The following is a 26,170-nucleotide window of genomic DNA, read 5'->3' on the forward strand; positions in this document are numbered from 1 at the left end:
GGCCGTCTCCAGTTCCCAGGACAACCCTCCGACCATCTCACGCACTTTACGCCGGGTGATCCTTCGCTGCCCGCTCCGGATTCGCAAGTGTCTGCCATGGCCCGGCCGGCTGCCTTGAGCTCGTCGCCCGATTTACATCAGACCCGCTTCTCGTCCGACGACTTTTCGGGCTTCGCCCAGGCGGTCTACGAGCGGCACTCCGTGCTCGGCTGGAAAAGAAGTCACGCGACCCCGCCGCAGACTTCCGGGAGGGGGCCGCGCTCTCGGGGAATACCGGGGAGGGAATCAGTACCGCGATTCCCTCCTCGCCTCACGACCGGCGAGAGTCGCGGTCCGGGAAACCTGGCTAGGAGTTCAGGTCGATGGCGGAGTAGACGGTCAGAATCGACCCGACCACATCGATTTCCACCGGGCCGACCAAACGCACCCAGACAAGCTCCGGAAGGTTCGGGAAGCGGCTCACGAACTGCTCGGCCTCTTCCGGCCACGGGTTCCCGAAGGACGGGAGATGAATCGCCGACAGTCGGTCGACGAACGCACTCTCGACCGAGACAGAATTTGCGACGGACAGATAGCGAACACCCTCCAGGGAAATGGTCAGCTCTCCGAAGACACCGCTGCGAATCAACGAGACATCGAAGGTACTACGGTCGTTCACGGCGGAGCTGGAGATCTTTTCTATAAAGCTCCCCTCGTATTCTGAAAGGACCTCCTGCGCCTTCAGGCATTTCGCCTGCAACTTACTGATCACGGGCACAATCTTTCTCCGGTGTCGTGCGAGTCCGTCTTGGTGCCGTCAGGATTCCAACGCTGTGTTCTGTTCTTTTCTGCGGGCCCCATGTCGATCTTGGAATGCCGAACGACGCGTCCATTCTCCAGTTCGATGGTGACATTACTGCTGTCCGCCGCCCGGTACTCCGCGTACGCGCCGCTCTTCGAAATCGACCGCAGCGCGAATCCATTGTCCTCGAGTACGGCGTGGGCCTGGGTCTGGGTCAGGCCATCGAGACTGGGCAGCCTGGCGGCACTCGGTATCGACCCGTCGTCGTCGGCATCGCACTGGCCTACCCCTGCGCCCCCTCCGCCAGATCCCGCGCCGCTGCCACTGCCGAGGCCGCCGCTGCCTGTGGCGGTCTGCGGGGTCGTCACGTCCTGGTCGTCGGTCGCCGTCGAGCTGGTCGCGTCGTGGCCGGCCGCCGCGGCGGCGTCCTCGTCAGGGGTGGTGCCCAGGATCGGGGTGGAGTTGGTGCCGCCGAGGTTCTGGTTCTTGGGGCGGGTGGGGATGCCGTTGGCACCGCAGTCGTCCTGGACGGAGGCGGCCAGGACGAAGACGACGGCGGCCTCCGGGGCGAAGAAGAGGCTGGCGCCGAGTGCAAGGCCCAGGACGACGGCTCCGCCGACCGCCCAGGCGCTGGTGTGTGAGGAGTGGCCGTATGCCAGGGCTCCGCCGGTGGCCACGCCGTGCAGGTGGCCGTTGCTCGTGGTGGAGCCGGACCCGCCTCCAGAGCCCGAGCCGGCGTCGTCCGAGGACGGGGAGTGCGAGCGCGGGCTCGAATAGTCCTCGTCCATGGCGTCGTTGAAGTCCTTGTTGAACTGCCGCTCCCAGGCGTCCTGCTGCTGCTTCAGGGCCTTGTCGTCGGCGGCGTTCTTGGCCTCCTGGGCGCGGGCCTTCGCCGCCCCGATCGCCCACTGCTGCTGCGACCACGCGAGCATCCGGCCCATCTGGCCCGCCTGCCAGTTCTTGAGCCAGGCCTGCATCTGCTCATAGGCCTCCTCCTGGGCCTTGATGTCGTCGCTGCTGCACGCGTCGTGGCCGCTGGTGTCGGTGTTGTCCAGCGGGTCGTCATCGGCGTACGCGTAGGGGTTGGCGTTGACCGCCGGGGTGGGTGCGTTGGTGGCCGAGTCGGCGCTGGTGAAGGCGCCGTTGGCGGGGTCGTACCAGCGGGTGGCGGTGTTGACCTGGCCGGTGGAGGAGTCGGTCCAGCCGCCCTGGTAGCCGAGGGAGGTCTGGGTGCCGCTGGAGGCGGTGCGGCGTCCGTAGGCGTCGTAGGCGGTCGAGCCGGTGAGGGCGCTGCCGGTGGCGGTGAAGCTGCCGGTGACGTCGCCGTGGCTGTTGGACAGCGCCAGGGCGGAGCCGGTGCCGTCGACGGCGGAGGTGGACAGGAGACCGCCGCCCGCGTCGCGGCCGAAGACCTGGGCGCCGTCGGAGACCGCGGTGTTGGTGGCGTCGGCGTAGCTGAAGGTGGCGGTGCGGCTTCCGGAGGTGGCGGTGGCGAGCCGGCCGAGACCGTCGTAGGTATAGCCGAGGCCGGTGCTGGAGGCCGTCACCTGGTCGAAGGCGTCGGAGGTGTAGGTGATCGTGGTGCCGCCGGCGGTGACGCTCGCGGTGGTGCCCCGGGCGGTGTAGCCGTAGTTGGTGGTGGCGGAGCCGCTGGAGACGGAGGTCAGCTGGTTGCGGGCGTTGAAGGTGGCGGTGGAACTGCCGGCGGTGGTGCGGTTGCCGTTTCCGTCGTAGCCGTAGCCGGTGGTGCCGGATCCGGTGGTCGCGGACTTCAGGCGGCCGGCGAAGTCGTAGTCGTAGCTGCTGGTGCCCGAGCCGGCCGTGCCGGCGGTGGTCAGGGTGGCTATCTGGCCGTCCGCGTTGTACGTGTAGGCGGACGATGCCTCGGTCGTCCCGGAGGGGGAACTCAGGACGTCCGACTTGAGCTGGTGGAGCGGGGTGTAGTCGTAGGCGCGGGTCGCTCCGCCGGTGCCGTAGGCGATGGTCTTGACCTGGCCGACCTTGTTGTAGTCGATGGTGGCCGTCACCCCGGTCAGCGGGTCCGTCTCGCTGTTGACCTGCTCGTCGGCGTTGTAGCCGAAGGCGGCGGTGCCGGTCCTGTCGGTGCGCGTGGCGATCGCGCCGTTGGCGTTGTAGGTGTAGGCGGCGGTGCCGGACGGGCCTGCCATGCCGACGACGAGTCCGCGGTCGTCGTAGGTGAACGTGTCCGTGCCGCCGGGCGCGGAGACCGCGTTCGGCCGGCCGGCCGCGTCGTAGCCGAAGGTGCGGTCCGTGGTGGCCGCCTCGGCGCCGGTGCCGGTCTGCGAGGTCAGCTCGCTGTTGCTGTCGTAGCCGTTGGTGAGGACCACTCCGCCGGGGCGGGTGACGGTGTGCGTTCTGCCGTCGGCGTCGTAGCCGGTGGTGGTGGTCCGGTCGGCGGCGGAGGTGAGGCCGGTGACGCCTGGCAGGACGCTGGTCTCGGGCAGGCCCAGGGAGTTGTAGGTGTAGTACGTGGTGTTGTTGTCGGCGTCCGTGTAGCGGGTCTCGCTGCCCGCGGCGTCGTAGCCGAAGGAGGTCCTGATGGTGGTGGTGGCGTCGGCCGGCTGGCTCTGGCTCACCATCCGGTTCAGCGCGTCGTAGGCGACGGTGGTGGTGTGCAGCCGGGCGTCGGTGGCCGAGGTCTGGTTGCCGGCCGCGTCGTAGCCGTAGGAGGTCGTGCTCAGTGCGTTGCCGGACGCGTCCAGCTTGGTGGTGGAGGTGAGCCGCCCGGCGAGGTCGTAGGCCTGGCTGGTCTTCGTGCTGTCGGCGGCGGTGGTCGTGGTGAGCGCGCCGGTGGCGTCGTAGGCGTAGCCGGTGACGTTGCCCAGCGGGTCCTTCGTGGTGAGCGGTTCGCCGAGCGCGTCGTACGTCATGACGGCCGTGTTGTGCAGCGGGTCCTCGACGGAGGTCAGGTCACCGAGCCCGTCGTAGCCGTACCCGGTGGTGTACGCCGCCGCGGTGGGGGTGCGTTCCACCTGGGTGCTGGTGATCTGGCGTCCGAGCGGGTCGTAGGTGGCCTCGGTGCGGGCCCCGGTCGGATCGGTGGTGTTCAGCGGCTCGCCGTCGGTGTCGTAGCCGGTATGGGTCACGCGGCCGCCGGGGAGGGTCTGCTGCACCATGTCGCCGAGCTGGTCGTAGACGTACGACGTCTGGTTGTGCAGCGGGTCCGTCTCGGTGAGGACGTCGCCCAGCGGGTCGTAGGTGTACGAGGTGGTCGGGGTGACGGTGGCGGCGCCGTCCGGCGAGGTGTAGGCGGGCTGGGAGACGGCCGAGACCCGGCTGTCGGCATCGTAGGTGGCGGTGACGATCCGGCCGTCGGGGTCGTCGGACTCCACCTGGTCGCCGAAGGTGTTGTAGCCGGTGCTGGTGACGGCCACGGTCTGCTGGGCCGCAGCGCCGCCGGTCTCGGTGCTGACCGGGGGTGAGGCGGTCGTGGTGAGCTGCCCGGCCTCGTCGTAGGTGTAGGTGGTGGTGTAGGCCGCGGCGGTCGCCCCGGCGGCGTTGCCGCGCGGGTCGGTCTCGGTCTTGGGCAGACCGCGCTGGTCGTACGTCCAGGTGGTGGTCAGCGGCGCGGAACCTGCGGTGCCGCCGGAGCTGTAGAGGGCGGCGGCTTCGGTGGCGGTGAGCGCGCGGTTGTAGACCTGCGCCTTGCCGACCGAGCCGTTGAAGTACTGGGCGGCGGCCCCGGCGGCGTAGCCGCGGCCGATGACCAGCGGGCCGGTGCTGGCGATGGGTGTGGTGTCGGTGGCGGTGCCCTGGGCGACGCCGTTGACGTACAGCGTCATCTTTCCTGTGCCGGCGTCGTACGTGCCGAGCAGATGGGTCCAGGTGTTGAGGGTGGGCGCCGCCGTCGAGGTGGCGGCCGCCAGGGTGGGCGCGGCCACGTCGGTGGTGGCCCGGTCGAAGGCCCAGCGGCCGGCGGTCGGGTTGTAGTCGAGTGAGAAGCCGGCGGCCTTGGAGCCCTGCTGGGCGATGACGGTCTGCCAGGTGCCGCTCGGCGTGCTGGTGATCTTGGCCCAGGCCCCCACCGAGAAGCTCTTGGAGGTGTCGACGACCTGGCCGGCGGTGGTGATCTGACCGGCTCCGGCGAAGACGGCCGATCCGCCGTTGTCGGAGGACCAGGTGGTGCCGGTGTTGAGGGTGCCGACGTTGCCGGTGCCGGAGTGGTCGGCGGCGGTCGGGCTCTCGCCGTCGTCCAGCTTCCACCAGCCCGCCGCGCCGAGCGAGACGGGGGACTCGCCGGTGGTGGTGGCGGAGGTGTACAGCTGCTTGATCTCGGCGTCGCTGAGGTCGCGCTGGTACATCTGGACGTCGCGGATGCGCCCGGGGAAGAAGTTGACGGCGGCCCCGGCCGCCTTGCCCCTGCCGATCGCGACCCCGCTGGTGCTGGCGACGGGGGTGCTGTCCGTCACCTGGCCCGTCGAGCCGCAGGTGGAGCAGGTTCCGCTCACCTGGACGCCGTTGACCCAGAAGTTCATCCACCCGAGGCCGGCCTCGTACTCGCCCACCAGATGGGTCCAGGTGCCGGCCGTTGCCGCCGTGGTGGCCGTGGCGTTGTAGCTGGTGGCGGTGGCGGTGTCGTCGCTGGGGCGGACGAAGCCCCAGGTCTTGGTGGTGTGGTTGTACTCGATCTGGAAGGCGCTGTTCTGGGCGCCCTGCTGACTGACGACCGTGTAGTCCTTGGTCGTGCTGGTGGCGTTCAGATACGCCCACGCGGAGACGGTGAAGTCCTGGGTGGTGTCCACGACCGGGGTGCCGCTGGTGAGGACGGCTCCGGTGGTGCCGTTGAACTGGGCGTAGTTGCCGCCGGACGGACCCCAGGCCACACCGGTGTTCGGGGTGCCGGTGGCGCCGTTGCCGCTGGAGTCGGCGGCGGTGGTGTTGCCTTCATCGAGCGGCCAGTAGCCGGTGGCGCCGGTGTTGTCGGTGCGCACCGACTGCGAGGTGGTGTTGCCGGCGGTGTCGTAGGAGTAACCGACCTGGCGGGTCTGGCCGTCACCGGTGAGCAGTTGGGACAGGACGTGGTCGTCCGGGTCGAAGGTGTTGACGGTGACCCGGTCGACTCCGGAGGGGTCGACGGCGGTGCGGGTGGTGCGGTCGGCGGCGTCGACGGTGTACTGGGTCTGGCGGGTGCAGGAGGTGCCGGTCCAGACGTCGCATTCCCAGGTCAGGTTGCCGGCGGCGTCGTAGTCGTACGCCTTGTCGGTGACGGCGGAGGAGGTGCCGGAGGCGACGGTCTCGGACTGGAGCCGGTCGTCGTCGAAGTAGCTGTAGGAGGTGGTGCGGCCCATGGAGTCGGTGACCGAGGCCAGCCGGCCGGCCGGGTCGTAGGCCCGGGACTCCGTCACGAGGTCCTGTGCGTCGGAGGGCGCGGTGGGGTCGCCGGTGAAGCCGGTGAGCGTGGTGGTGAGCAGTTGGCCGGTCGCCGAGTAGTCGTAGCGGTAGGTGTTCCCGCCCGGGTCGGTCTCGGTGGCCTGCCGGCCGAAGTCGTCGTAGGTGTAGTGGGTGACCAGGTTCGCCGGGTCGGTGACGCTGGTGACCCGGTCGTGGTCGTCGTAGCCGTAGCCGGTGGTCCGGGTGGTGTCGTGCCCGGTGGTGTCGGCGGTCGATCTGCCGGTGAGGTCGCCGTCCGCGTCGTAGCTGTAGGTGGTCTTCGGGGTGTGGACGATGCTGGTGACGGCGTCGGTGGTGGACTGGTCGGTGAGGGTGGAGACGCGGTCCAGGGCGTCGTAGGTGTACTTGGTCTGTACGCCGCCGACCAACGCCCCGGTGGTCGAGTTGAAGGTGACAGGGTAGGTGTCGGAGCTGACCGCCTTGGTGGTCACTCGTCCGAAGACGTCGATGCTGTAGTACGTGGTCTGACCGGAGGGGTCGGTCTGGCTGCACAGCCGTCCGATGGCACCCGAGTCGCAGTACTGGTACCTCGTGACCTGCCCCTTGGGGTCGGTGACCGAGGCGAGCATGCCGTAGGGCTCGGTGTGGACGACGCCGTTCCTGTCGGTGAACTTCTCGCCGCCCGCGTAGTACCGGTAGCGGACGGTCCGACCGTTCGGGTAGTCCGCCGTCGGGGGCGTGGTCACCGAGGCCAGCGCGCCGAACGGGGTGTAGGTGTACGACGTGCGGTAGGCCGGGTTCGCGGTGCCGGTGGCGCCGGAGCGGGCGTCGGCGGCGTAGAGCACCTTGCCGTTGAGCGGGTCCATCGGGTCGGACGCGTTGGTGTGGTAGCTGAAGTAGGAGGTCTGGCAGGAGTTGGCCTGCCGGCAGGTGGTGGTCGTCAGCACGTTGCCGTACGCGTCGTGCTTGCGGGTGACGGTGTGCCCGTTCGGATCGGTGCTGGCGTCCTGGAAGCCAAGGGAGTCGTACGCGTACGTCGTCTCGCCGCCCCGCGCGTCGGTGACGGCGGTGGTGCGGTTGCCGTTCGACGGGTCGTAGGCGAAGGTCTCGGTGTGCTGTGCGGGGTCGGTGACGGTAAGCGTGGTGGACGGCATCAGCATGCTGGCAGAGCCCTTGGCCTTGTACAGGCCGAGGCCGGCTTCGACGGCGGTCAGGTCGAGGTCGGTCTGGTAGACGCCGACCTGGCCGATCTCGCCGTTGAACCAGCCCTGTGCGTTGGTGGGCGGCTTGGGCCAGGAGCCCGCGATGTAGCCGGCGCCCACGGTGACGTTGGTCTCGCCCCAGGTCGCGACCTGCCCGGCGATGGTCTTGCCGGTGCGGGTGGCCTGGGTCTGGCCGTCGAGCGACAGGGTCTGGGTGGTGCCGGTGGCGGTCATTTCGACCAGGTGCCAGTTGCCGTCGTTGACGGCCGCCTTGGAGGCCATCGGGGAGGTGGTGCCGTCCCAGAACTGGCCGCGCAGCAGGCCGTCCGTGCCGATGTAGAGGGCCGGCGTGTAGCTGGTGGGCACCGCGCCGATCTGGCCGTTCTGGTACGAGAACAGCACTCCGCCGGCCTGCTTGGTGTTGAACCACAGGGCGACGGAGGCGTTCCCGGTGCCGTCGTCCAGGGCGCCGGCCGGCAGGGTGAGGTATGAGGAGGTGCCGTTGAACCCGGCGGCGCTGTCCCCGCCAGGTCCGAAGATGCCGGGTTCGCCCAGCATGACGTCGTTGTAGATGCCGTCGGCGGAGCCGGCCGGCTTGTCGATGCCGTACTGGTTGACGGCGGTGAGACCGGCGGACTCGGTCATCGGGTAGTCGTAGGCGGGCCGGGTGCCGCGTACGACGCCGTAGTAGGAGTCGTTGCCGCCGGTGGTGACCGGGTCGGCCAGCCCGTACGTGCCGCCGTCGGCGTCGGTGACGGACGAGGCGCGGTCGGTCAGGGCGTTGTAGCCGACGGCCAGCGCGGTCTTGCCGGACGGCAGCGTGGTGCCGGTGAGCTCCGCGGCGGCCAGGGTGCCGGAGGCGTACTCCTGCTGGACGGCGGGCAGTCCGAGCGGGTGCTGGAGGAAGGAGACGTCCTGGATCTGGCCGCTGAACCAGCCCAGGGCGTTGCCGGTCGGGACGGCGGGCCACGATCCGGTGAGTTCGCCCGCGCCGACGGTGGTGTACGGCTGGCCGCTGACCGCGATGGTGTGGGTGCCGGTGCTGGTCCGGGTGGCGACCTGGGCGCCGTCCAGGAAGAGGGTCTGCGCGGTGCGGGCGCCGGAGAGCACCACGTAGTGCCACTTGCCGTCGTTGACGGCGGCGGGCGTGGCCATCGGGGAGGCGGCGCCGTCCCAGAACTGGCCGCGGAGCTTGCCGTCGGTGCCGATGTAGAGGGCCGGCGTGTAGTTGGCGGTGACGGCGGTGCCGGCCTTGGCGCTCTGGTACGAGAAGAGGGTGCCGCCGGCCTGCGTGGTCTTGAACCACAGGCCGATCGCGAGGTTGCTGCTGGAGGCCACCAGGTTGTCGGGCAGCGCCATGGCGGAGCTGGTGCCGTTGAAGGAGGCGGCGGTGGCGGGGGTGCCCGCGAGGGCGCCGGTCTGGCCGAGGGTGACGTTGGTCAGCGTGGCGGCGGTGGTGCCCTGGTTGACCACGACCGAGTCGGCGGCGGTGGTGGAGCCGGTGGCGTCGCCGAGGCGCCAGTAGTCGGTGGGGTTGGAGTCCTGGACCATCGACACGAAGTGCGATCCGGAGCTCGTGCCGGAGGTGTACGTGTAGTGGGTGCAGGCGGTGGACGTGGTGGTGCTGGTGGCCGGCGGGCACACCGAGGTGAGGTTGTCGGCCGCGTCGTAGCCGTAGGTCCAGGGGTGGGTGACGCCGGCCACCGTACGGTCGGTGGCGGTGAGGACGTGCGGAACGTTCTTGACCGTGCCGTCGGTGGCCGTCACCTGCTGGACGCCCCAGGTCAGTTCGATCAGCACGGTCTGGTCGGGCTGGCTGTCGGTCGCCCCGTCGTTGAAGCCGTTGTCCTGGTCGACGGAGTATCCGGCCTGGACGGGCTCGGTGACCTTGAGCGTGCTGCCGTCGGGCAGGGTGAGGGTGACCGGTTTCCAGGTGATGTCCAGGCCGTGGCCGTTGCGGTTGCCGTACTCGGTGAGTCCCCAGTAGGCCTGGCCGGTGACCGGGTCGGTGGCCGAGTGGGTGAAGATGTACCGCATGCCGGACTTCTCGGTCAGCATGAAGCCCGAACTGCCGTGGGCGGCCGGCGGGGCCGAGAGGACGGCGTAGTCGCCCGCCGGGGGGCTGTAGGTGCCGTCGCCGTTGGCGCCGAACCGCTCCTGGCGGCCGTCGGCCATCGTGATGACGATGTTGCCGGAGCCGTCGTCGTCCGTGGTCGCCCGCATGTCCAGCATGGACGACCAGCCCGCGCCGAACGCCTTGAAGACGCCCGGGTCCAGACTGTTGTAGGTGCGCTGGATGTTCAGCGCCGTGCCGTCGGCCATCGCGCCGAGGGACAGGTCGGTCGTCTGGGTGGAGTAGTCGCCCATCTGCGGGTCCACACCCTTGACCGTCGCGTCGTACGGGGCGGCACCCAGATGCGAAGTCACCAGCGGCTGGGGCGCGGAGGGCACGGTGAAGTAGTCGGGCGCGGACCACAGGGAGGTGGCGTCACCGTCGCTGACCAGCGCGGTCCAGTAGTAGGTGCCGCCCCAGGCGAGCTTGCCCGCCGGGACGGTCCAGGTGGAGGTGGTGATCGTGCCGGAGCTCGCCAGCGCGGTGGTGGAACCGTCGGCGTAGATGTTGAAGGAGTAACTGAGTGCGGTCCCCGGGTAGTTGTCGGGGTCGTGGCCGGTCACGCCCAGCACCGGGGTGAGGCTGAAGACCGAGGCGTTGTTGCCGGGCGTGAACGTGTCGACGATCGGCGGGTTGTTGACCACCGGCAGGGAGTAACAGGTCTGCGGCACGCCGTAGGTGGAGAACAGCGTCCCGTTGTAGGACATGTCCCAGCAGATCAGATAGGTCTTGCCGGCGGTCAGCGCGGGGATCGACGCGGTGACGGTGACCGGTTTGTTGGGTGCGACAGTGGACGGCATCGCGGCCGGGGTCGAGGCGGGGCTGGTGAGCAGGGTGCGGGTGGTGCCGGAGACCGTGTAGAGCTGGTACGAGAGCTTGTAGCCGTTGGTCGGGGTCCAGGTGGCCGTACCGCGGTTCTGCACGGTGACCTTGCCCCAGCCGGGCTGGTTGTTCCACGGCGAGGCGTAGCTGACCTCGGAGTAGGAGGCTCCGGCGCCGTTGGGCGTGTACTCGATCGCCAGGTAGGGGTCGTCGGCGTAGAACTCCTTGGCCGCGGCGGCGGTACTGGCCGCGGTGAGCGCGAGCCCGTAGTTCGGCGCCCAGCCGTGGGCCCAGTTCATGACCGTCTTGGTGTCGAGGGAGATGCCCTCCCACTGGCGGCCGTTGGAGCAGTCGGTGCCGGCCGCGAAGGAGGCGGTGCCGGCCTGTGCCCCGTAGGCCGGGCCCGGGTAGGTGTTGATCTTCGCCGGGTCCCAGGAGGCGCTCACCGGGAAGACGTTCACCGCCTGGGCGGAGCAGGTGCCGGTGGTGTCCAGGCCGGAGAACTCGGTGTCCAGCCAGAGCGTCGAGTTGACGATGTAGTCGTTCGCGAACTGGGTGCCGAAGCCGCTGAACTGGAGGAAGGAGTTGTAGTCGTGGCTCTGGTACTTCCCGACGTACAGCTGCCCGTTGCCGTGGAAGTTCTGGGTGACGCCGGACTCGACGTAGGTCGAGGAGCTGGCGTTGCCCTGGCCGGTCGGGTTGCCCGCGGCGGCCGCGGTCCGGTAGGAGGCCGCGGAGGCCGTTCCCGGGGTGGTGGCGGTGGGGGTGGCGGTGGGGATGCGCGCCCAGGTGCCGTCGGATTTACGGTAGTTGACCGGGTGGGTGTGGATCTGCGCGGTGTAGGTTCCGTCGGCGTTCTTGAAGACGGTCGTGGTGGCGGTGTCGAGCTTGGGCTGCTCCACGCTGGTGGACGCGACAAAGCCCCGATGCTTCTTCGTCGCCGGTGCGGCGACGGGCTTCGGGGCTTTGTGGATCCGGCTGCCGGAGTTCACCGGGTCGCTCTTCGTGCCGTGGACCTTGTAGGCCCCCACCGCACCCTTGACCTGGCCGGACGCGGAGCTGGGCAGCGAGGACGCGGCTCTGCTCCTGGTCGCCGAGGCCGGGACCGTGTGCTTCTTGCCCGCCGCGGTACCGGTCTGCTGTGCCGGGGTGGCGGGGGTGGCCGCCGTTCTCGGTAACGCCTGGGCGGCCTGGCCGCCCTGCACCCCGACCAGCGCGGCGATCGCCACGAACGCCGTCGCTCTCAGCGTCATCGGCACATGCCGGACGGATCTCCACAAGCGGCCCATCATCGTTGCCCCCCAGCGATGCCCACCATCCAACTCCGGACAGCCGGATCTTCTATCAGCGGGACGACGACCCGGGACAGCCATATATCCCGGGCCATTGGCATCAAAGACCGGCATTGCGCACCAAGGTTGACCGGTACATTGCAAGTCCTTGTGGTTTTCCTGGCCAACTCCCGCCCCACTCTTGCCAGTTGGAGAGTAAGGCTGCTCCCACAGGACATCGGAGGGGCTGCGGGGGCAGATGGGACTGGGACGGTCGGGCGCCTTACGAGCCTGCGCATATGTCGGCCTGCCGCTGCTGCTCCTCCTGGGCGCCGCGCCTCCGGCCGCCGCGCGGCAGTCCGCCGCACCCACCCCCCTCAGCTCCGAATGGCCCCTGGACGCCCAGCACTTCGACGCCTCCCGGATCTGGCGGCTCAGTCAGGGGGCCGGCGTCACGGTCGCGGTGGTCGACACCGGGGTGAACGCCCGTCACCCCGATCTGGCGGGCCGGGTCCTGCCGGGTACCGACGTCACCGGCCAGGCCGCCGACGGCAGGGTCGACGTCTCATCGGAGTCCCACGGCACCTCGGTCGCCGGGGTCATCGCGGGCTCCGGCGGCACCGGCAAGGGCATGGCCGGGCTGGCCCCCCGGGCCACCGTGCTCCCCGTCCGCGTCAGCGGCAACGAGGCGGCGGATCCGCTCGCCCTGGCCCGGGGCATCGTCTACGCCGCCGACCACGGGGCCGCGGTCATCAACATCTCGATGGTGACCACCGACCCCGACCCGCAGATCCGCGACGCCGTCGCCTATGCGCGCCGCCACGACATCATCGTGGTCGCGGCGGCGGGCAACAGCGGCCGGGCGGGAAACCCGGTGACCTATCCGGCCGCGTTCCCCGGCGTGGTCGCCGTCTCCGGCACCACCCGCGACGGCGGCTTCTGGGCCACCGGCGAGTCCGGTTCCTACATCGCGCTGGCGGCCCCGGCGGTGGACATCTTCTCGACGAGGAACAGCGGCGGTTACCTCACCAAGGACGGAACCAGTTACTCCGCTCCCTATGTCTCCGCGGCCGCCGCGCTGCTGCGCGCCGCCTACCCGTCGGAGAGCGCCGGGCAGATCATCGCCCGGCTCATCGGCACCGCCGACCGCCCGGGCGGGGGTTCCCACGCGGGTTCCGGCCGTGACGACCGCTTCGGCTACGGCATCGTCGACCCGCTGAAGGCCCTGGGCGCGCCGGCTCCGGACTCCAGCGCCAATCCGCTGCTCACCGCCTCCGGGAACGACGCCCCGAAGGCGGCCGACGCGACGGGTGGCACTTCCGGCGCAACCGTCGCGGTGATCAGCGCCGTGGCGGGGGTGACCGCCGCCGGAGCGGGCGGCTTCCTCGTCCGCCGCCGCTCCCGTCGTCGTACGTGATCCCCAGGAGGCACCCGATCAGCATGCGGCTCCCGGCTCTCACCGCGCGCCCCGTCCGCCGCTTCGCCGGTCTCGTACGCGGCCACCCGGTCATCGCCGTGACCACGGCCGCCGTCCTCCTGGCGGTCCTGTCGCTCACCGCGCTGCTCACCGGAGACCGGAGCGCCCAGCCCCGGGCCGCCAACGTCTCCCGCAACTTCCGGGCCTGTCTGCTCGTCTCGCCCGCGGGCGCCACCGACGCCCGGCTCAGCCAGGCGTCCTGGCAGGGCATGCAGGACGCGGCGCGCTCCGGCGGGGTCAACGCCCAGCGTTTCCCGACCCCGACCATCGACGCCAAGGCCGCGCTGCCGTACTTCAACGGCGCCGTGCAGCATCACTGCGAGCTGATCGTCACCGTCGGCACCGGCATGAAACCCGCGACCGAGGCCGCCGCACGCGCCAACCCGCACCAGGACTTCGTGATCATCGGCGCCACCTCGGCACGCCCGCACGTCTCGGCCATCGCCGCGCCCGACGACCCAGGAAAGGAAAAGGCCGGAAAGGAACTGGCCGAAAAGGTCAGCGCCTTCATCGCCGACCGACGCTGACCGTCCGGAGCCGGTCCAGCAGCACACCGGCGGCGGGGCCGACGGGGGGCCCGTCCGTACGCCAGGTCCGCGCAGACCGGTACCCCGCGCCAGGCCGATCAGGGGACGGTCGCGGAGTCGGCCGGCGGTCCGGGAGCGGCCGGCCGAGCCGCCGGGTCCCACCGGCCCGGGACACCCCCGGACCGGTCACACCATACGAGTCAGCGACCCGCGCGGTACGGGACCAGGGGGCGTCAGCTCGTCGTGGCCGTCGGCTCGCCGACCGTCCTGGGCTCCGGCTGCGCGGGGGCCGCGGCCGGCTCCGCCGCCATCTGTACCGACGTCGGCTCCACCGGCGCCGCCGTGTCGTCGGTCTTCATGGCCTTCGCCTCGCTCTTCAGGATGCGCATCGACTTGCCCAGGGCCCGGGCGGTGTCGGGCAGCTTCCGGGAGCCGAAAAGCACGATGAAGACGATCGCGACGATCAGCAGGTGCCAGGGTTCCAGTCCGTTGCGGAGCATGACCGCCCCCTCCCTTTCTCACGTTCCTTCGTGCCGACGGAGGGTGCTTCACGCACCTCGGCCGGGCAGCGACGATTGCTACATTGCGCAACTGTACAACCCGGGGTGGGAAACGCTCCCCGGACCCGGCCCCGCAATCGCTACCGCGGGTGGTGGCGTGCCCGCACGGCCCGCAGCGCCAGGGCGTACAGCCCGAGGACGGCGGTGAGCAGCAGGTGGTACGCGGGCGGCAGCCCGGTCATGCCCAGGGCCGCGCCCAGGGGGCCGGGCGGGAGCAGCAGGCCGACGGCGGCGAGTGCGGCGGCGGCCCGGCCCACGGGCCCGCGGCGGGAGCCGCCACGCAGCAGGAGCATCACCAGGGCCTGGGTGAGCAGGTTCTCGGTGAACCAGGCGGAGTGGAAGACCGCCTGGTCGTCGAGGGCGTCGGGGCCGCGCAGGGCGAGCGCGAGGACCCCGAAGGTGGCGAGGTCGGCGATCGCGTTGAGCACACCGAAGCCGGTGATGAACCGCAGGAAGGCACGCGGCCGCAGCACGGTCGGGCGGCGCAGTGCCGCAGGCCCGGGGCGGTCGTACGCGAAGGCGAGCTGGGCGGCGTCGAAGCAGAGGTTCTGGGCCAGCACCTGGACCGGGAGCATCGGCAGGAAGGGGAGGAGCAGGCCGGCGGAGAGCATCGCGATGACGTTGCCGAGGTTGGAGGAGAGCGTGACCCGTAGATAGGAGGCGATGTTGGCGCTGCTGCGCCGGCCGGCGGTGACGGCGTGCCCGATGGCGCCGAGGTCCTTCTCTGCGAGGACCACGTCGGCGGTCTCGCGGGCGAGGTCCACGGCGGTGCGGGGCGCGATCCCGACGTCGGCCGCGCGCAGGGCAGGGACGTCGTTGACCCCGTCCCCGAGGAACCCGACGGTGTGCCCGGCGGCGCGCAGTCCGGCCACGATCCGGGCCTTGTCCCCGGGGGTGCAGCGGGCGACGACGACAGGTCCGTCGACACGTCCGGCGCCCTCCGACGCCGCCACCCCCGTCTCGACCGCTCCCAGCCCCAGGTCCCGGCAGGCCCGCGCGGCGGTGGCCGGATGGTCGCCGGTCAGGATCCGGATCGTGATGCCGAGGTCGGCGAGGCCGCGCAGGGCCTCGGCGGCGCCGGGGGCGAGGGCGTCGCGGAAGGTGACCAGGCCGCGGAAGGCGAGACCGTTTTCGTCGGCGGCCGTGTAGGGCCGGGTGCGGGCCGGAACCCGGGCGGTGGCCACGGCCAGGACGCGCAGCCCGGCGTCGGCCTCGCGGGCGGCGAGGGCGAGGAGGCGCTCGCGTTCGGCGGGGCCGAGGTCGCAGCGGTGCAGTACGTCCTCGGCGGCGCCCTTGGTGACGAGGACATGGGTGCCGAGGGTGCCGGCGACGACGGCGGTGGCGGTGCGCCGCTCGGGGGCGAAGGGGACGGCGCCGATGCCGTCGTACTCCTCCCCCACCGGTCCGGCGGCCGTGAGCAGGGCCTCGTCGAGTGCGTCGGGGGCGGGCAGTTCGGCGAGTTGCAGGGTCCACCAGGCGCCGACGGCCGCCCAGCGCAGCACCTCGGGGTCGTCGTCGCCGTCGGGTCCGAGGGCGCGTTCGACGACGGGCCGGTCCTGGGTGAGGGTGCCGGTCTTGTCGAGGCAGAGCACGTCGACCGCGCCCAGGTCATGCAGCGCGGGCAGCCGTCGTACGACGACCCGGTGGGCGCGGGCCAGCAGTGCCGCGCCCCGGGCCAGGCAGGTGGTGACGATCACCGGGAGCATCTCGGGGGTGAGCCCGACGGCGACGGCCACCGCGAAGGGCAGCGTCTCCAGTCCGCGGCCGCGCAGGGCGGCGTTGGCCATGAGGACCAGCGGCGGGGTCAGCAGCATGAACCGGACGAGCACCCAGGAGATGCCGTGCACGGACCGGTCGAAGGCGCTCGCCTCGCGCGGGGCGGCTCCGCCCTGTGCGACGGCGAACCGGGTCCGCTCCCCCGTCTCCACGACCACCGCCGTGGCACTGCCCGAGGCGACCCCGCTCCCCTGGAAACAGAGGTACGGCTCCTGGAAGGGCCCCGAATCGGCCACGCCGGAGGCGGCGGAGGTGGCGGGGACGTCGACGGCGGCCTTGGCGACGGGCGCCGACTCGCCGGTGAGCACGGCCTGGTGCACGGTCAGCCCCCGGGCGCGCAGCAGTCGTACGTCGGCCGGGACCAGGTCGCCCGGGCCGAGCCGGACGACGTCACCCGGGACCAGTTCGGCGACCGGGATCTCCCGGGCCCGCGGCTCGGTGTCGACGCCGGAGCGGCGCAGCACGGTGGCGGTGCCGGCGACGAGTGCGCGCAGGGCGGCCAGCGAGCGGTCGGCGCGGTGTTCGCCGGCGGCCCGCAGTCCGCAGCTGACGGCGACCAGGGCGAGGATCACGACGGCCGTGCCCCAGGAGGCGACGAGAGCGGAGACCAGGCCGAGGGTGAGGAGGACGGCGGTGAAGGGGTCGCGCAGGGCACGGGCGCAGCGCAGCGGCCAGGAGTCGGTGTGCGGGCGGGGCGGGGTGTTCTCGCCGAGGCCTGCGAGCCGGGCCGCGGCCTCGGCCTCGGTGAGCCCCCGCGGTCCCGTGTCCAGTCGGCGCAGCACCTGCAGCGAGGTGGCGGCCTCGTCCTCAGAGACCACGGAGCCGCCGGGGGGCGGGGAGCTCGGCGCCGGTGCTGCGGGCGGTGAGGCGGCCGACCAGCAGGCGTACGACGTCGACGACGTCGGGGTCGTCGACCAGGTACACCTGGCGGCGGCCCTCCCGGCGGGAGCGGACGAGACCGGCGAGCTTCAGCTTGGTCAGGTGCTGGCTGACGGCGGGCAGCGCGCCGCCGACCCGCTCGGCGAGGCCCGTGACATCGCTCTCGCCCTGGGCCAGCGCCCAGACGATGTGCAGCCGGGCGGGCGAGGCGAGCAGCCCGAAGGCCGCGGCCGCCTCCGTGAGCACGTCCGCGGTGGGGTCCTCGTAGCCGCTGCCGGGCACCGTCGCCACCGTCGTCGTCCTCCTGTCCACCGCGTCGAAGCGACCCGTCGCGGGTCGGAGGGACAGTTTAGGACGAGGGAACTTATCGGCCGCCGCGCAAGTTTCTACGGTGTTGTAGAAGTAATTTTTCGGCAAGCAAAGCTCTTACCGACCGAGGAGTGAGTGCGCATGGCCCTGTGGGACCGCATCAAGGATTCCGCGACGCAGATGCAGACCCAGCTCGTGGCGAAGAAGAACGACCTGAAGAGCGGTGCGTTCCGCGACGCGAGCATGGCGATGTGCGCGCTCGTGGCCGCCGCCGACGGCACCATCGATCCGGCCGAGCGCCAGCGGGTCGCCCAGCTCATCTCGACCAACGAGGTGTTGCAGAACTTCCCGGCGGACGACCTGCGCCGCCGCTTCGAGGAGAACCTGAACAAGCTGACCACCGACTTCGCCTTCGGCAAGGTGAGCGTGCTCCAGGAGGTCGCCAAGGCGAAGAAGAAGCCGGCCGAGGCGCGTGCCGTCATCCAGATCGGCATCGTGATCGGCGGCGCGGACGGCGACTTCGACAAGACCGAGCAGGCCGTGGTCCGCGAGGCCTGCTACACCCTCGACCTGCCGCCGCACGAGTTCGACCTCTGACCGGCGCCGACGGGACGGGGGCGGCGGGACCGGGGGCGGCTCACATCCGCCGGCTCGTGGCCCAGCAGAGTGCGGTGAGGGCGGCGGCCACGGCGCAGGCCGCCGCCGCCGAGCCGTCCAGACAAGTACTGCCCAGGACCGCCACTCCCAGCGTCGCCCCCAGTTGCTGTACGGCGTTCAGCGCACCCGCCGCCGAGCCGACCTCCTGGGGGCGCAGCGGCCGCAGGGCCAGCGTGAAGAAGGCGGGGGTGAACAGGCCCGCGCCCAGTCCGACCAGGGCCAGCACGGGCAGGAGCGGCCAGGGGTAGTGGGTGGGGGCGGTGCCGGCCGTGGTGGCGTACACGGCCGCGGCGGCCGTCAGGCCCATGAGCACCAGGGCCAGGCCGTACGGCATCATGCCGCGCCGGGCACCGCGGCGGCCCGACAGCCAGGACGACACCGCCAGGCCGATCGACCACGGCGTGAGGCTCAGCCCTGCCGCCAGTACGCCCTGGCCCGCCTGCAGTTGGAGCTGGAGGACGACCACGGTCAGCAGGCCGTTGGTCACCGCGAAGAACGTCGTCGAGGTGGCGAGGGCGAACGGGAAGCCCCGGTGGGTGAAGAGGCTCAGTTCCAGAAGGGGCGCGGTCGTGCGGCGCTGGTGCAGTGCGAAGGCGGCCAGGGCGAGCAGGCCGAGCGCCAGCAACGCCCAGTCACGCGGCGGGAGTTCGGCGAGGTCCGTGCCGATCAGGGGGTAGACCAGCAGGCCCGTGCCGGTCGCCGCGAGTGCCGTGCCCGGCCAGTCGAGGACGGGGCGGTGCGGGGCGCGGTTCTCCAGGAGCTTCGGGGACAGGGCGAGGACGACCACGGCCACGGGGACGTTCACCAGGAAGGCGGCCCGCCAGGAGGAGCCGAACAGGTCGGCGTGGGTGAGGACGCCGCCGAGGACCGGGCCGCAGACGGCCGCGAGGCCCATCACCGGACCGATGCTGCCCAGCGCCCGGGACAGTTCGTCGCCCTCGAACATCGCCTTGATGAGTCCGATGGTCTGCGGAATGATCACGGCCGCCGCCGCGCCCTGCACCGCGCGGAAGGCGATCAGCAGGCCCGCCGTCGGTGCGAGTGCGCAGGCGACGGAGGCCGCGGTGAAGAGGGTGACGCCGAGGACGAAGAGCCGGCGGCGGCCCGCGATGTCGCCGAGCCGTCCGCCGGTGATCAGGAGGACCGCGAACGACAGGGTGTACGCCGTGCTGAACCACTGGACGTCGGAGACGGAGCCGCCGAGGCCGGCGTGCACGGCGGGGGCGGCGACCTGGACGATCGTCGCGTCCAGGAGGTTCATCGCCTCGGCGAGGAGCAGGGCGGCCAGGGCGGGCCAACGCCAGGGGTAGGGGGCCGGGGTGGTGGGGGCTTGTGTGGGTGCGGATTTCATGGGGGCAGCGTGCGGGGAGCTGCGCGGGTGCCGACGGTTTCGGTCGGGAGACGGTTGGTTTCTTCCATCGAACCCGGTGTTTGTGACGGAATTCCACGCGTTGAGTTTTGGCTGCGGGTGGGTGGGGGCTGGTCGCGCAGTTCCCCGCGCCCCCAAGAAGGTTGGCTGCTCAGACGTCGGCCAGCAGTGGGAGTAGCTCCATCGCTGTCGTCACGTCTCCCGTCAGCGCGCGGTCTTTCATGTCTCCCGGCAGGGCTGCCGCCGCCACTCTGAAGGCAGGGACAGTCGGTTCCAGCGGGCCCAGCCGCAACGCCCGTACCGCCGCCACCAGTTCGCAGGCCAGCACCACCCGGTACGCCTCCGCTGCCCGTTCGGCCTGTTTCGCCGACTGGCCCGCGAAGGTGGCCGCCTCCTCCAGGCCGTGGGAGAGGACGGTGTGGCCTGCCGATGCCGGGGCCGCGCTGGAACGGAGCTCCGCGAGGGCCGAGTTGGCGGTGTACTCCAGGATCATCGTGCCGGAGCTGCTCGCCGGGCCCGCGGTCAGGAAGGCGGGCAGGCCCGTGAGGTCGGCGCGGGTCAGGGCCTGGAGGCGGGCGGCGGAGAGCTGGGCGGTCTGGAGGAGGGCCAGGTCGAGGCCGTCCAGGGCCAGGGCGAGTGGGGCCGCGAAGAAGCCGCCGTGGTGGTAGACGTTGCCGTCGGGGGCCAGCACGGGGTTCTCCGTGGGGCAGTTGATCTCCGTCTCGATGATGTGGCGGAGCCTGTCGGCGGACTCCAGGGCCGCGCCGTGGACCTGGGGGAAGGCACGGAAGCCGTAGGGGTCCTGGATGCGGCGGCCGGTGGTGAGCGGGTGGTCGGGCATCGCGAGGAGCCGTCGGACCTCCGCCGCCGCCCTGGCCGGGCCGGGGTAGGGGCGCAGGGCGTGCACCTCGGGGGCGTAGGCCTCCGGGGAGCCGGAGACGGCGGCCAGGGAGAGGGCGGCCACCGCGTGGGTGGCCCGCAGCACTACGTCCAGGTCGTGGCAGGCCAGGGCGGCCCGGCCCAGGGCGAGGGCGTTGCTGCTCAGGAGGGCGAGCGAGTCGCCGGGGCGGAGGGCGACCGGGGCGGGCAGTTCGGCGTCGGGGGACGTCGTGAGCCAGGGGCGTTCGCCGATCAGGGTCAGGCCGGTCTGCGCCAGGGCCGCGAGGTCGCCGGTACCCACACCGCCGTACTCGTTGATCGCGGGGTGCACGCCGAGGCGCAGGGCCGCGGTCAGCGCCGTGACGAAGGAAGGGTGGATGCCGGAGCCGGCGGCCAGCAGCTGGTTGGCCCGGACGGCCATCAGCGCACGGGCCTGACGGGCCGGCAGCAGCGGGCCGGCGCCGCCGGCGTGGCTGCGCAGCAGGCGCAGGGTGTGGCCGGACGCGTCGGTCGGGTCGACGGTGACGGAGCGGTGGGCGCCCACGCCGGTGCCGCGGCCGTACCACTGCCCCTGTGCGGCGAGGCGGTCGGCGCTCTCGTGGGCCCGGCGGACCCGGTCGAGCGCCCCCGGCGGTACGACAGGGCCGGCAACGGCGTCGGCGAGCCGGACGAGTCCGGTCAGGCCGAGGCCGTTGCCGTCGAGCACGACATCCGGGTGCGGGGGCACCTGTCTCGGTACGTCGGTGGTGGCCAAGGCAGGTCGGTCAGCTGGTGAGGCCGACCTTCTTCAGCCAGGCCTGGGCGACGTCCAGCGGGTCCTTGTTGTCCGACTGCACCTGGGTGTCCAGGTCCAGCAGGGCCGCGGTGTCGAGCTTGGCGGAAACGGCGTTGAGGGCGTCGGTGGCCGTCTTGTTCAGGCCGCTCTTGTAGACCAGGGGCTGGACGTTCTCGAAGCCGAAGAGGTTCTCCGGGTCCTGGAGGACGACGAACTTCTCCTTGGTGATGGTCGGGTCCGTGCTGAAGATGTCGGCGGCCTGCACCGCGTTCTTCTTCAGGGCGGCCTCGGTGAGCGCGCCGCCCGCGTCCAGCGCCTTGAAGGACTTGAACTCCAGGCCGTACACGGACTTCAGGCCGACCAGGCCCTGCTGGCGGGTCTGGAACTCCGGCGAGGCGCCGATGGCCAGGTCCTTGGCGATGCTCTTGAGGTCGGCTATGGAGGACTTCTCGGTGAGGTTGTACTTGGCGGCCGTGGCCGCGTTGACCGTCACCGTGTCCTTGTCCTGCGCGTCCGCCGGGTCGAGCAGCGTCAGCTTGGAGTCCAGCTTGGCCTCGATGGCCGACGTGGTCTCCTCGATGGTCTTCGGGGTCGCCTTGGGGTCGAGGTAGGCGAGCAGGGCGCCGTTGTACTCGGGCAGAACGGAGATCGAACCGTTCTTGAGCAGACCGTAGGTGGTCTCGCGGCTGCCGATGTTCGGCTTGTAAGTGACCTTGACGCCCTTGGCCTTGAGCGCCTCGCCGTAGATGTCGGCGATCAGGGTGCTCTCGGCGAAGTTGTTGGAGCCGACGACGACGGTGTCCCCGCTCGCCTTGCTGCCCGACAGCGGGTCGGACTTGCTGTCGTCGGAAGAGGAACAGCCCGCCAGCAGGGCCGTCGTCGCGGCGAGCGCGACGGCCGCCACGCCTCGGTATGTCCGGATTGACCTGCTGGGAAGGGTGTTGGAAGTCACGGTTGCCGTTCCGGGAGCTGTGGGAAGGGTGGGGGTGTTGCGAACCACGCGGGCCTGGTTGTGAGCCACGGGGCTGTTGCTAACCACTCCCGACGATCCAATCCAGCCGGTTCTCGGTCAGTCAAGTGTCTCCGGGTCACCGATTGGCTTCAATCCGTGGCCAGTTGTGGACGGAGAGCGGTCTCTTTGTAACGGATTCTTGATAAAGAGCAAGCGGAACCGAGCTTCAAGAAAGCTGTAGTCTCACCGCAGTTGATATCGGTCACAGCGGTGCACGGGGCCCGCTACTCGGTGTCGTTCCGCAGCAGCTCGGGGTGAAGACGCCCCCCAGACCAGACACCCTCATGAAGGAGGCCCGGTGTCCACGAACCAGGTGGACGCGCCCGTCCGGCCCGCCCAGGCTCGGGGCGGGATCAGGGGTTTCGCCGACCGTTGGCCCTTCCGGCGCAAGCTCAACCTGCTGGTCGGTGTACCGCTCGCCGTCATCGCCGTACTGCTGGCGTACGTCATCACCGACCTGGTGCAGGAGTCCACCAGCGCGGAGGACGCGGCGCAGACGGTCCGGGACAGCACGCAGGTGGCACGCCTGGTGGACAAGGTCGAGGCGGAGCACCAGCAGGCGATCCTGCTCTCCGCGCGCTACGAGTCCGGCTACTCCACCCCCTCGGCGGCCGGCTACCGTGCCGCCCAGAAGGCGGTGAACTCCCAGGTCACGAAGGTCCGTGACGCCTTCGGCGACCGACTGCCGGACACCGAGGCGGCCGCCCTGCGGCAGGTCGAGGGGCTGTCCAGCCTGCGGGAGTCCGTCGAGCAGGCCTATCTGCCCGCCGACAACATCGACCCGGCCTACACCAACGCGTCCAACGACCTGATCGACGGCCTCGGTCTGGACCGCGACACCAACCTCGCCTCCACTTTCACCGGCAACCTGCTGGACTCGCTGCTGCGCGCGGACGCCGCCCACGGCGCCTTCGAGACCAACGTGCTCGCGGCGACCACCGGCGACACCAACGCCCTGATCGAGTTCACCAACGCGGTCGGCGCCTACGACCTCTTCGAGCACCAGGCCGACCGGTTCACCCGGTTCGCCACCGAGGGCCAGGCCCGGCAGCTGGCCGATGTCGAGCACACCAAGGCCCAGACCACCATCGCCCAGTCCTTCGCAGAGTTGCAGATCGACCCGGCCCAGCTGGAGTCCGGCAACCAGGACCAGATCCGGCGGGCCGTCAAGGACGCGCTCTCCGACTACCCGGCCTACCACGACCAGGCCACCGCCCGGCTGACCATCACCGCCTCACTCATCGGCCAGATCGCCGACCGCGCCGACGCCGCCGACCGCGCCGCCGAGCAGCGGGCGGTTCTGCTGCTGGGCGGCGCGCTGCTCGGCTTCGTCCTCTGGATCACCCTCGCGGCGCTGGTCCGCCGCTCGGTGATCCGCCCGGTGCAGGCCCTGACCGGGGTCGCGCACGAGGTCGCCGAGGTGGCGGGCCGCGAACTCGCCCGCGTCGCCGACGACGATGCCGAGGACTCAGGCCCGCCCCGGCTGCGGGACATGCCGGTCACCGCCCGCGACGAGATCGGTGACCTGGCCGAGGCCTTCAACCAGGTGCAGACCACGGCCGCGGCCCTGCTCGAACGCCAGGTGCTCAGCCGCCGCAACACCGCCGAGATGTTCGGCAACGTCGGGCGCCGCGTCAGCAACCTGACCACCCGCCAGCTCGCCTTCATCGACGCGGTGGAGCGTGCCGAGACCGACCCGGCCCTCCTCGAACGCCTCTACTCCATCGACCACATCGCCGTCCGCCTGCGCCGCAACGCCGACAGCCTGATGCTGCTGGCCGGCATCCGCGAGACCGTGCTGGCCTCGGGCCCGACCCCGGTGTCCAACGTGGTCCGGGCCGCGCTCGGCCAGATCGAGGGCTACCAGCGGGTACGGCTGTACGCCGGCACGGACGCCATGATCGAGCCGGACATCATCGGCGACCTCACGCTGATGGTGGCCGAACTCCTGGAGAACGCGGTGTCGTTCTCGCCGGCCGGCAGCCCCGTCGAGGTGACCGTCCGCTCCAGCGACGTGGGCGCGCACATCGTCGTCACCGACCACGGCCTCGGCATGAGCGCCGAGCGGCTGGCCGAGGAGAACGCCCGGCTGATCCGCCGTGAGCGCCTCGACCTGGTGCCGACCAAGGTGCTCGGCCTCTTCGTGGTGGGTGCGCTGGCCCGGCGCTGGGAGATCGTCGTCGAGCTGACCCGGACCCCGGGCGGCGGTGTCACCGCCGAAGTGACGCTGCCCTCCAGGCTGTTGCTGACGATGAGCGCGGTGGCGGACACCTCCGGCACCCCGTTCGCCGCGGAACCGGCGGAACCGGCGGAGCCGACGGCACCCACGACACCGGCTGCCCTGACGAAACCGGCGACACCGGTGGCGCCGGCCGAGGCGACCGGCCCGACCGCCGCCGTCACGATTCCGGCCGCCGCCGAGCCGGAGAGCCTGCTCCCCCGCCGGCTGCCGCGCCGCGATCCGGCCGCCGAGCCCGCGGCGCCGCAGGCCCCGCTGATCCCGGCCGCGCGCTCCGGCGAGCCCCCGGCCGACCCCGACGACGCCGACGGGACCCGCCCGCTGCGTCGCCGGGTACGCGGCGCGACCCTCCGTACCACCGTCGGCGCCGCCCAGAGCCTCGCCCAGGCACCGCGCACCCGCGACGCCGAGGCCGAGCGCGACGCGCTGGACGAGTTCGAGGCGGCGGTGGAGCGCGCCCGGCGCGAGGGCGACACCGGAAGCCACCAGCGGCCCGTACGGCCGCACATCGACCCCACGCACCCCCCGCAGGACCAGAACCACCTTCCGGAAGGAGCCGAGCAGTGAGCACGTCGACAGGTGACACCCCGACGGGCGGCATCACGCCGACCGACCTGCAGGCGGCCGCAGCCGACTTCACCTGGCTGCTGAACCGCTTCGCCACCGAGACCGCAGGCGTGGTCGACGCGATCGCCGTGTCCTCCGACGGTCTGCTGATCGCGGTGTCGGAACTGCGCGAGCGCGCCCATTCCGAACGACTGGCCGCGATCGTCTCCGGCATCACCAGCCTGGCCGCCGGCGCCTCCGGCAACTACGGCCTGGGCGGCCTCAACAAGGTCATCATCGACCTGGAGGGCGGCCATGTCATCGTCTCCGCGATCGGCAGCGGCGCCGTACTCGGCGTGGTCGCCGACAAGGAGGCCAAGCTCGGCAACATCGCCTACGAGATGACGCTGTTCGCCAACCGCGCGGGTGCGGCGCTCAGTCCGCAGCTCGTCCTGGAGCTGAAGAACAGCGTCGGCGTCCCACAGACACGCTGACCGGCACCGCCGGTCGGCAAGCCGAGAAGGCCGAGAGAGGAAGACACAGCCATGGCGGACGGCACCCCGCCCCCGGGCCCTGACCCGGTCGGCCCCGCCCCCGCCGTACGGCCGTTCCTGGTCACCGCCGGCCGGGTGGCGGACAGCGCCTCCGGACCGGCGATGCCCGTCGAGACCCAGGTGGTGGCCACCGTCGCCGGGCTCGCCGTGCTGGACCGGCTCTCCTTCGAGCAGCACGACATCGTCGCCGCGTGCCGGATTCCGCAGTCGCTCGCGGAACTGGCGGCCCGGCTGCGGCTGCACCTGAACGTGGTCCGGGTGCTGGCCGAAGACCTGCGCGAGGCCGGGCAGCTGACGGTGCACGTGCCCGACTTCGAGGCCACCCACGACTCGTCCGTCCTGCGCAGGGTTATCGATGGCCTGCGGGCCATCCCCGACTCCCGAGGGGTACTCCGTGACACCGACTGACTCGCTGACCCGGGGCACCGGGCGTACGGCCGTACGGCCGCCGCTGCCGGTGAAGATGGTCATCGCGGGCGGTTTTGGCGTGGGCAAGACCACCGCCGTCGGCTCGATCTCGGAGATCGAGCCACTGACCACCGAGGCGTCGATCACCGAGGTCGCGGCGGGTGTGGACGACCTCTCGCTCACCCCGCGCAAGACGACCACGACCGTCGCCATGGACTTCGGCTGCATCACCATCGACCCGACGCTGAAGCTGTATCTGTTCGGCACGCCCGGGCAGGAACGCTTCGGATTCATGTGGGACGACATCGTGGAGGGCGCGCTCGGCGGGCTGGTCATCGTTGACACGCGTCGCCTCGACGACTGCTACGCCGCGGTCGACTACTTCGAGCACAAGGGGATTCCGTTCGCCGTCGCGATCAACGCGTTCGACGGCCGCGTCGAACACACGCTGGACGAGGTTCGGTGGGCGCTGGACGTTGCCGAGGGGACGCCGCTGGTCGTCTTCGATGCGCGTGAACGGGGTTCTGTGCGGGATGCGCTGCTTGTTGTGCTGGAACTGGCGCTGGCGCGTAGTGGGGGGTAGTGCGGTGGGTGGGGAACTGTCCGCCGCGTGGGGCTGATCGCGCCCACGCGGCGGAGCCGCATATCGATACAGTCCCGCG

Annotated in this window: 15 protein-coding genes; 7 read left to right on the forward strand and 8 right to left on the reverse strand. The window is 71.3% G+C overall.

Annotated elements, in window-relative coordinates; translation table 11 throughout:
• Positions 1-346: 346 nt before the first annotated feature.
• Positions 347-751 (reverse strand): hypothetical protein, encoded by a 405-nt coding sequence (locus KVT45_RS12915; protein WP_217547065.1) that lies wholly within the window; start codon positions 749-751, stop codon positions 347-349.
• A complete protein-coding gene (locus KVT45_RS12920; RefSeq protein ID WP_217547066.1) occupies positions 748-11,523 on the reverse strand; it encodes a LamG-like jellyroll fold domain-containing protein in 10,776 nt (3,591 codons plus the stop codon). Before KVT45_RS12920 ends, KVT45_RS12915 begins: the two co-directional genes overlap by 4 nt.
• A gap of 277 nt (positions 11,524-11,800) precedes the next feature.
• On the opposite strand from KVT45_RS12920, the gene mycP reads away from it, so the two are divergent.
• Together mycP and KVT45_RS12930 are read left to right on the forward strand one after the other, a co-directional pair.
• Positions 11,801-12,958 carry a type VII secretion-associated serine protease mycosin gene (mycP, locus tag KVT45_RS12925; protein WP_217547069.1) on the forward strand — a complete coding sequence of 386 codons (1,158 nt, stop codon included), beginning with the start codon at positions 11,801-11,803 and terminating at the stop codon, positions 12,956-12,958.
• Positions 12,959-12,981: 23 nt separating this feature from the next.
• On the forward strand, positions 12,982-13,545 hold the full coding sequence (locus tag KVT45_RS12930; protein ID WP_217547071.1) for a hypothetical protein: 564 nt from the start codon (positions 12,982-12,984) through the stop codon (positions 13,543-13,545).
• 233 nt (positions 13,546-13,778) lie between these two features.
• On the opposite strand, the gene tatA is transcribed toward KVT45_RS12930, so the two are convergent.
• The 3 genes from tatA to KVT45_RS12945 all read right to left on the reverse strand — a co-directional run bounded on the left by tatA (position 13,779) and on the right by KVT45_RS12945 (position 17,051).
• The gene (gene tatA, locus KVT45_RS12935) at positions 13,779-14,045 is read right to left on the reverse strand and encodes a Sec-independent protein translocase subunit TatA (RefSeq protein WP_217547073.1); all 267 of its coding nucleotides are present in this window, start codon (positions 14,043-14,045) and stop codon (positions 13,779-13,781) included.
• Positions 14,046-14,185: 140 nt separating this feature from the next.
• The gene (mgtA, locus tag KVT45_RS12940) at positions 14,186-16,699 is read right to left on the reverse strand and encodes a magnesium-translocating P-type ATPase (RefSeq protein ID WP_217547074.1); all 2,514 of its coding nucleotides are present in this window, start codon (positions 16,697-16,699) and stop codon (positions 14,186-14,188) included.
• The gene (locus KVT45_RS12945) at positions 16,689-17,051 is read right to left on the reverse strand and encodes a metalloregulator ArsR/SmtB family transcription factor (RefSeq protein WP_217547076.1); all 363 of its coding nucleotides are present in this window, start codon (positions 17,049-17,051) and stop codon (positions 16,689-16,691) included. Before KVT45_RS12945 ends, mgtA begins: the two co-directional genes overlap by 11 nt.
• Positions 17,052-17,210: 159 nt before the next feature.
• Between KVT45_RS12945 and KVT45_RS12950 the strand changes: the two genes are divergently transcribed.
• Complete coding sequence (locus KVT45_RS12950; protein WP_217547077.1) at positions 17,211-17,666, forward strand: tellurite resistance TerB family protein; 456 nt, start codon at positions 17,211-17,213, stop codon at positions 17,664-17,666.
• A 40-nt stretch (positions 17,667-17,706) separates the two neighbouring features.
• Here the strand turns inward: KVT45_RS12950 and KVT45_RS12955 are convergent, their stop codons facing one another.
• The 3 genes from KVT45_RS12955 to KVT45_RS12965 all read right to left on the reverse strand — a co-directional run bounded on the left by KVT45_RS12955 (position 17,707) and on the right by KVT45_RS12965 (position 21,701).
• A complete protein-coding gene (locus tag KVT45_RS12955; RefSeq protein WP_217547079.1) occupies positions 17,707-19,077 on the reverse strand; it encodes an MFS transporter in 1,371 nt (456 codons plus the stop codon).
• Between the two features lie 169 nt (positions 19,078-19,246).
• On the reverse strand, positions 19,247-20,728 hold the full coding sequence (locus KVT45_RS12960; protein ID WP_217547081.1) for an aromatic amino acid lyase: 1,482 nt from the start codon (positions 20,726-20,728) through the stop codon (positions 19,247-19,249).
• A gap of 10 nt (positions 20,729-20,738) precedes the next feature.
• Complete coding sequence (locus tag KVT45_RS12965) at positions 20,739-21,701, reverse strand: ABC transporter substrate-binding protein (RefSeq protein ID WP_217547083.1); 963 nt, start codon at positions 21,699-21,701, stop codon at positions 20,739-20,741.
• A 358-nt stretch (positions 21,702-22,059) separates the two neighbouring features.
• Here KVT45_RS12965 and KVT45_RS12970 point away from each other — a divergent pair, with 358 nt between their 5' ends.
• From KVT45_RS12970 to KVT45_RS12985, 4 genes are read left to right on the forward strand one after another with little or no spacing between them, the layout of a single operon-like run.
• Entirely contained in the window at positions 22,060-24,567 is a 2,508-nt protein-coding gene (locus tag KVT45_RS12970; protein WP_217547084.1) for an ATP-binding protein, read from the forward strand.
• Positions 24,564-25,040, forward strand: coding sequence for a roadblock/LC7 domain-containing protein (locus KVT45_RS12975; RefSeq protein ID WP_089104678.1), 477 nt, complete (start codon positions 24,564-24,566; stop codon positions 25,038-25,040). The genes KVT45_RS12970 and KVT45_RS12975 overlap by 4 nt, the downstream gene beginning before the upstream one ends.
• A gap of 51 nt (positions 25,041-25,091) precedes the next feature.
• Positions 25,092-25,508, forward strand: coding sequence for a DUF742 domain-containing protein (locus tag KVT45_RS12980; RefSeq protein WP_217547086.1), 417 nt, complete (start codon positions 25,092-25,094; stop codon positions 25,506-25,508).
• Positions 25,495-26,091 carry an ATP/GTP-binding protein gene (locus tag KVT45_RS12985; protein WP_217547088.1) on the forward strand — a complete coding sequence of 199 codons (597 nt, stop codon included), beginning with the start codon at positions 25,495-25,497 and terminating at the stop codon, positions 26,089-26,091. The genes KVT45_RS12980 and KVT45_RS12985 overlap by 14 nt, the downstream gene beginning before the upstream one ends.
• The last annotated feature ends 79 nt before the right edge of the window (positions 26,092-26,170 follow it).

The sequence above is a fragment of the Streptomyces sp. GbtcB6 genome (assembly GCF_019091475.1).
Lineage (GTDB): Bacteria > Actinomycetota > Actinomycetes > Streptomycetales > Streptomycetaceae > Streptomyces > Streptomyces hyaluromycini.

Excerpts from the sequence above, each read along its gene's own strand:
- tatA (WP_217547073.1), bottom strand. The coding sequence starts at position 14,045 with ATGCTCCGCAACGGACTGGAACCCTGGCACCTGCTGATCGTCGCGATC.
- KVT45_RS12930 (WP_217547071.1), top strand. The coding sequence starts at position 12,982 with ATGCGGCTCCCGGCTCTCACCGCGCGCCCCGTCCGCCGCTTCGCCGGT.
- KVT45_RS12920 (WP_217547066.1), bottom strand. The coding sequence starts at position 11,523 with ATGACGCTGAGAGCGACGGCGTTCGTGGCGATCGCCGCGCTGGTCGGG.
- KVT45_RS12980 (WP_217547086.1), top strand. The coding sequence starts at position 25,092 with ATGGCGGACGGCACCCCGCCCCCGGGCCCTGACCCGGTCGGCCCCGCC.
- mycP (WP_217547069.1), top strand. The coding sequence starts at position 11,801 with ATGGGACTGGGACGGTCGGGCGCCTTACGAGCCTGCGCATATGTCGGC.
- KVT45_RS12950 (WP_217547077.1), top strand. The coding sequence starts at position 17,211 with ATGGCCCTGTGGGACCGCATCAAGGATTCCGCGACGCAGATGCAGACC.
- KVT45_RS12955 (WP_217547079.1), bottom strand. The coding sequence starts at position 19,077 with ATGAAATCCGCACCCACACAAGCCCCCACCACCCCGGCCCCCTACCCC.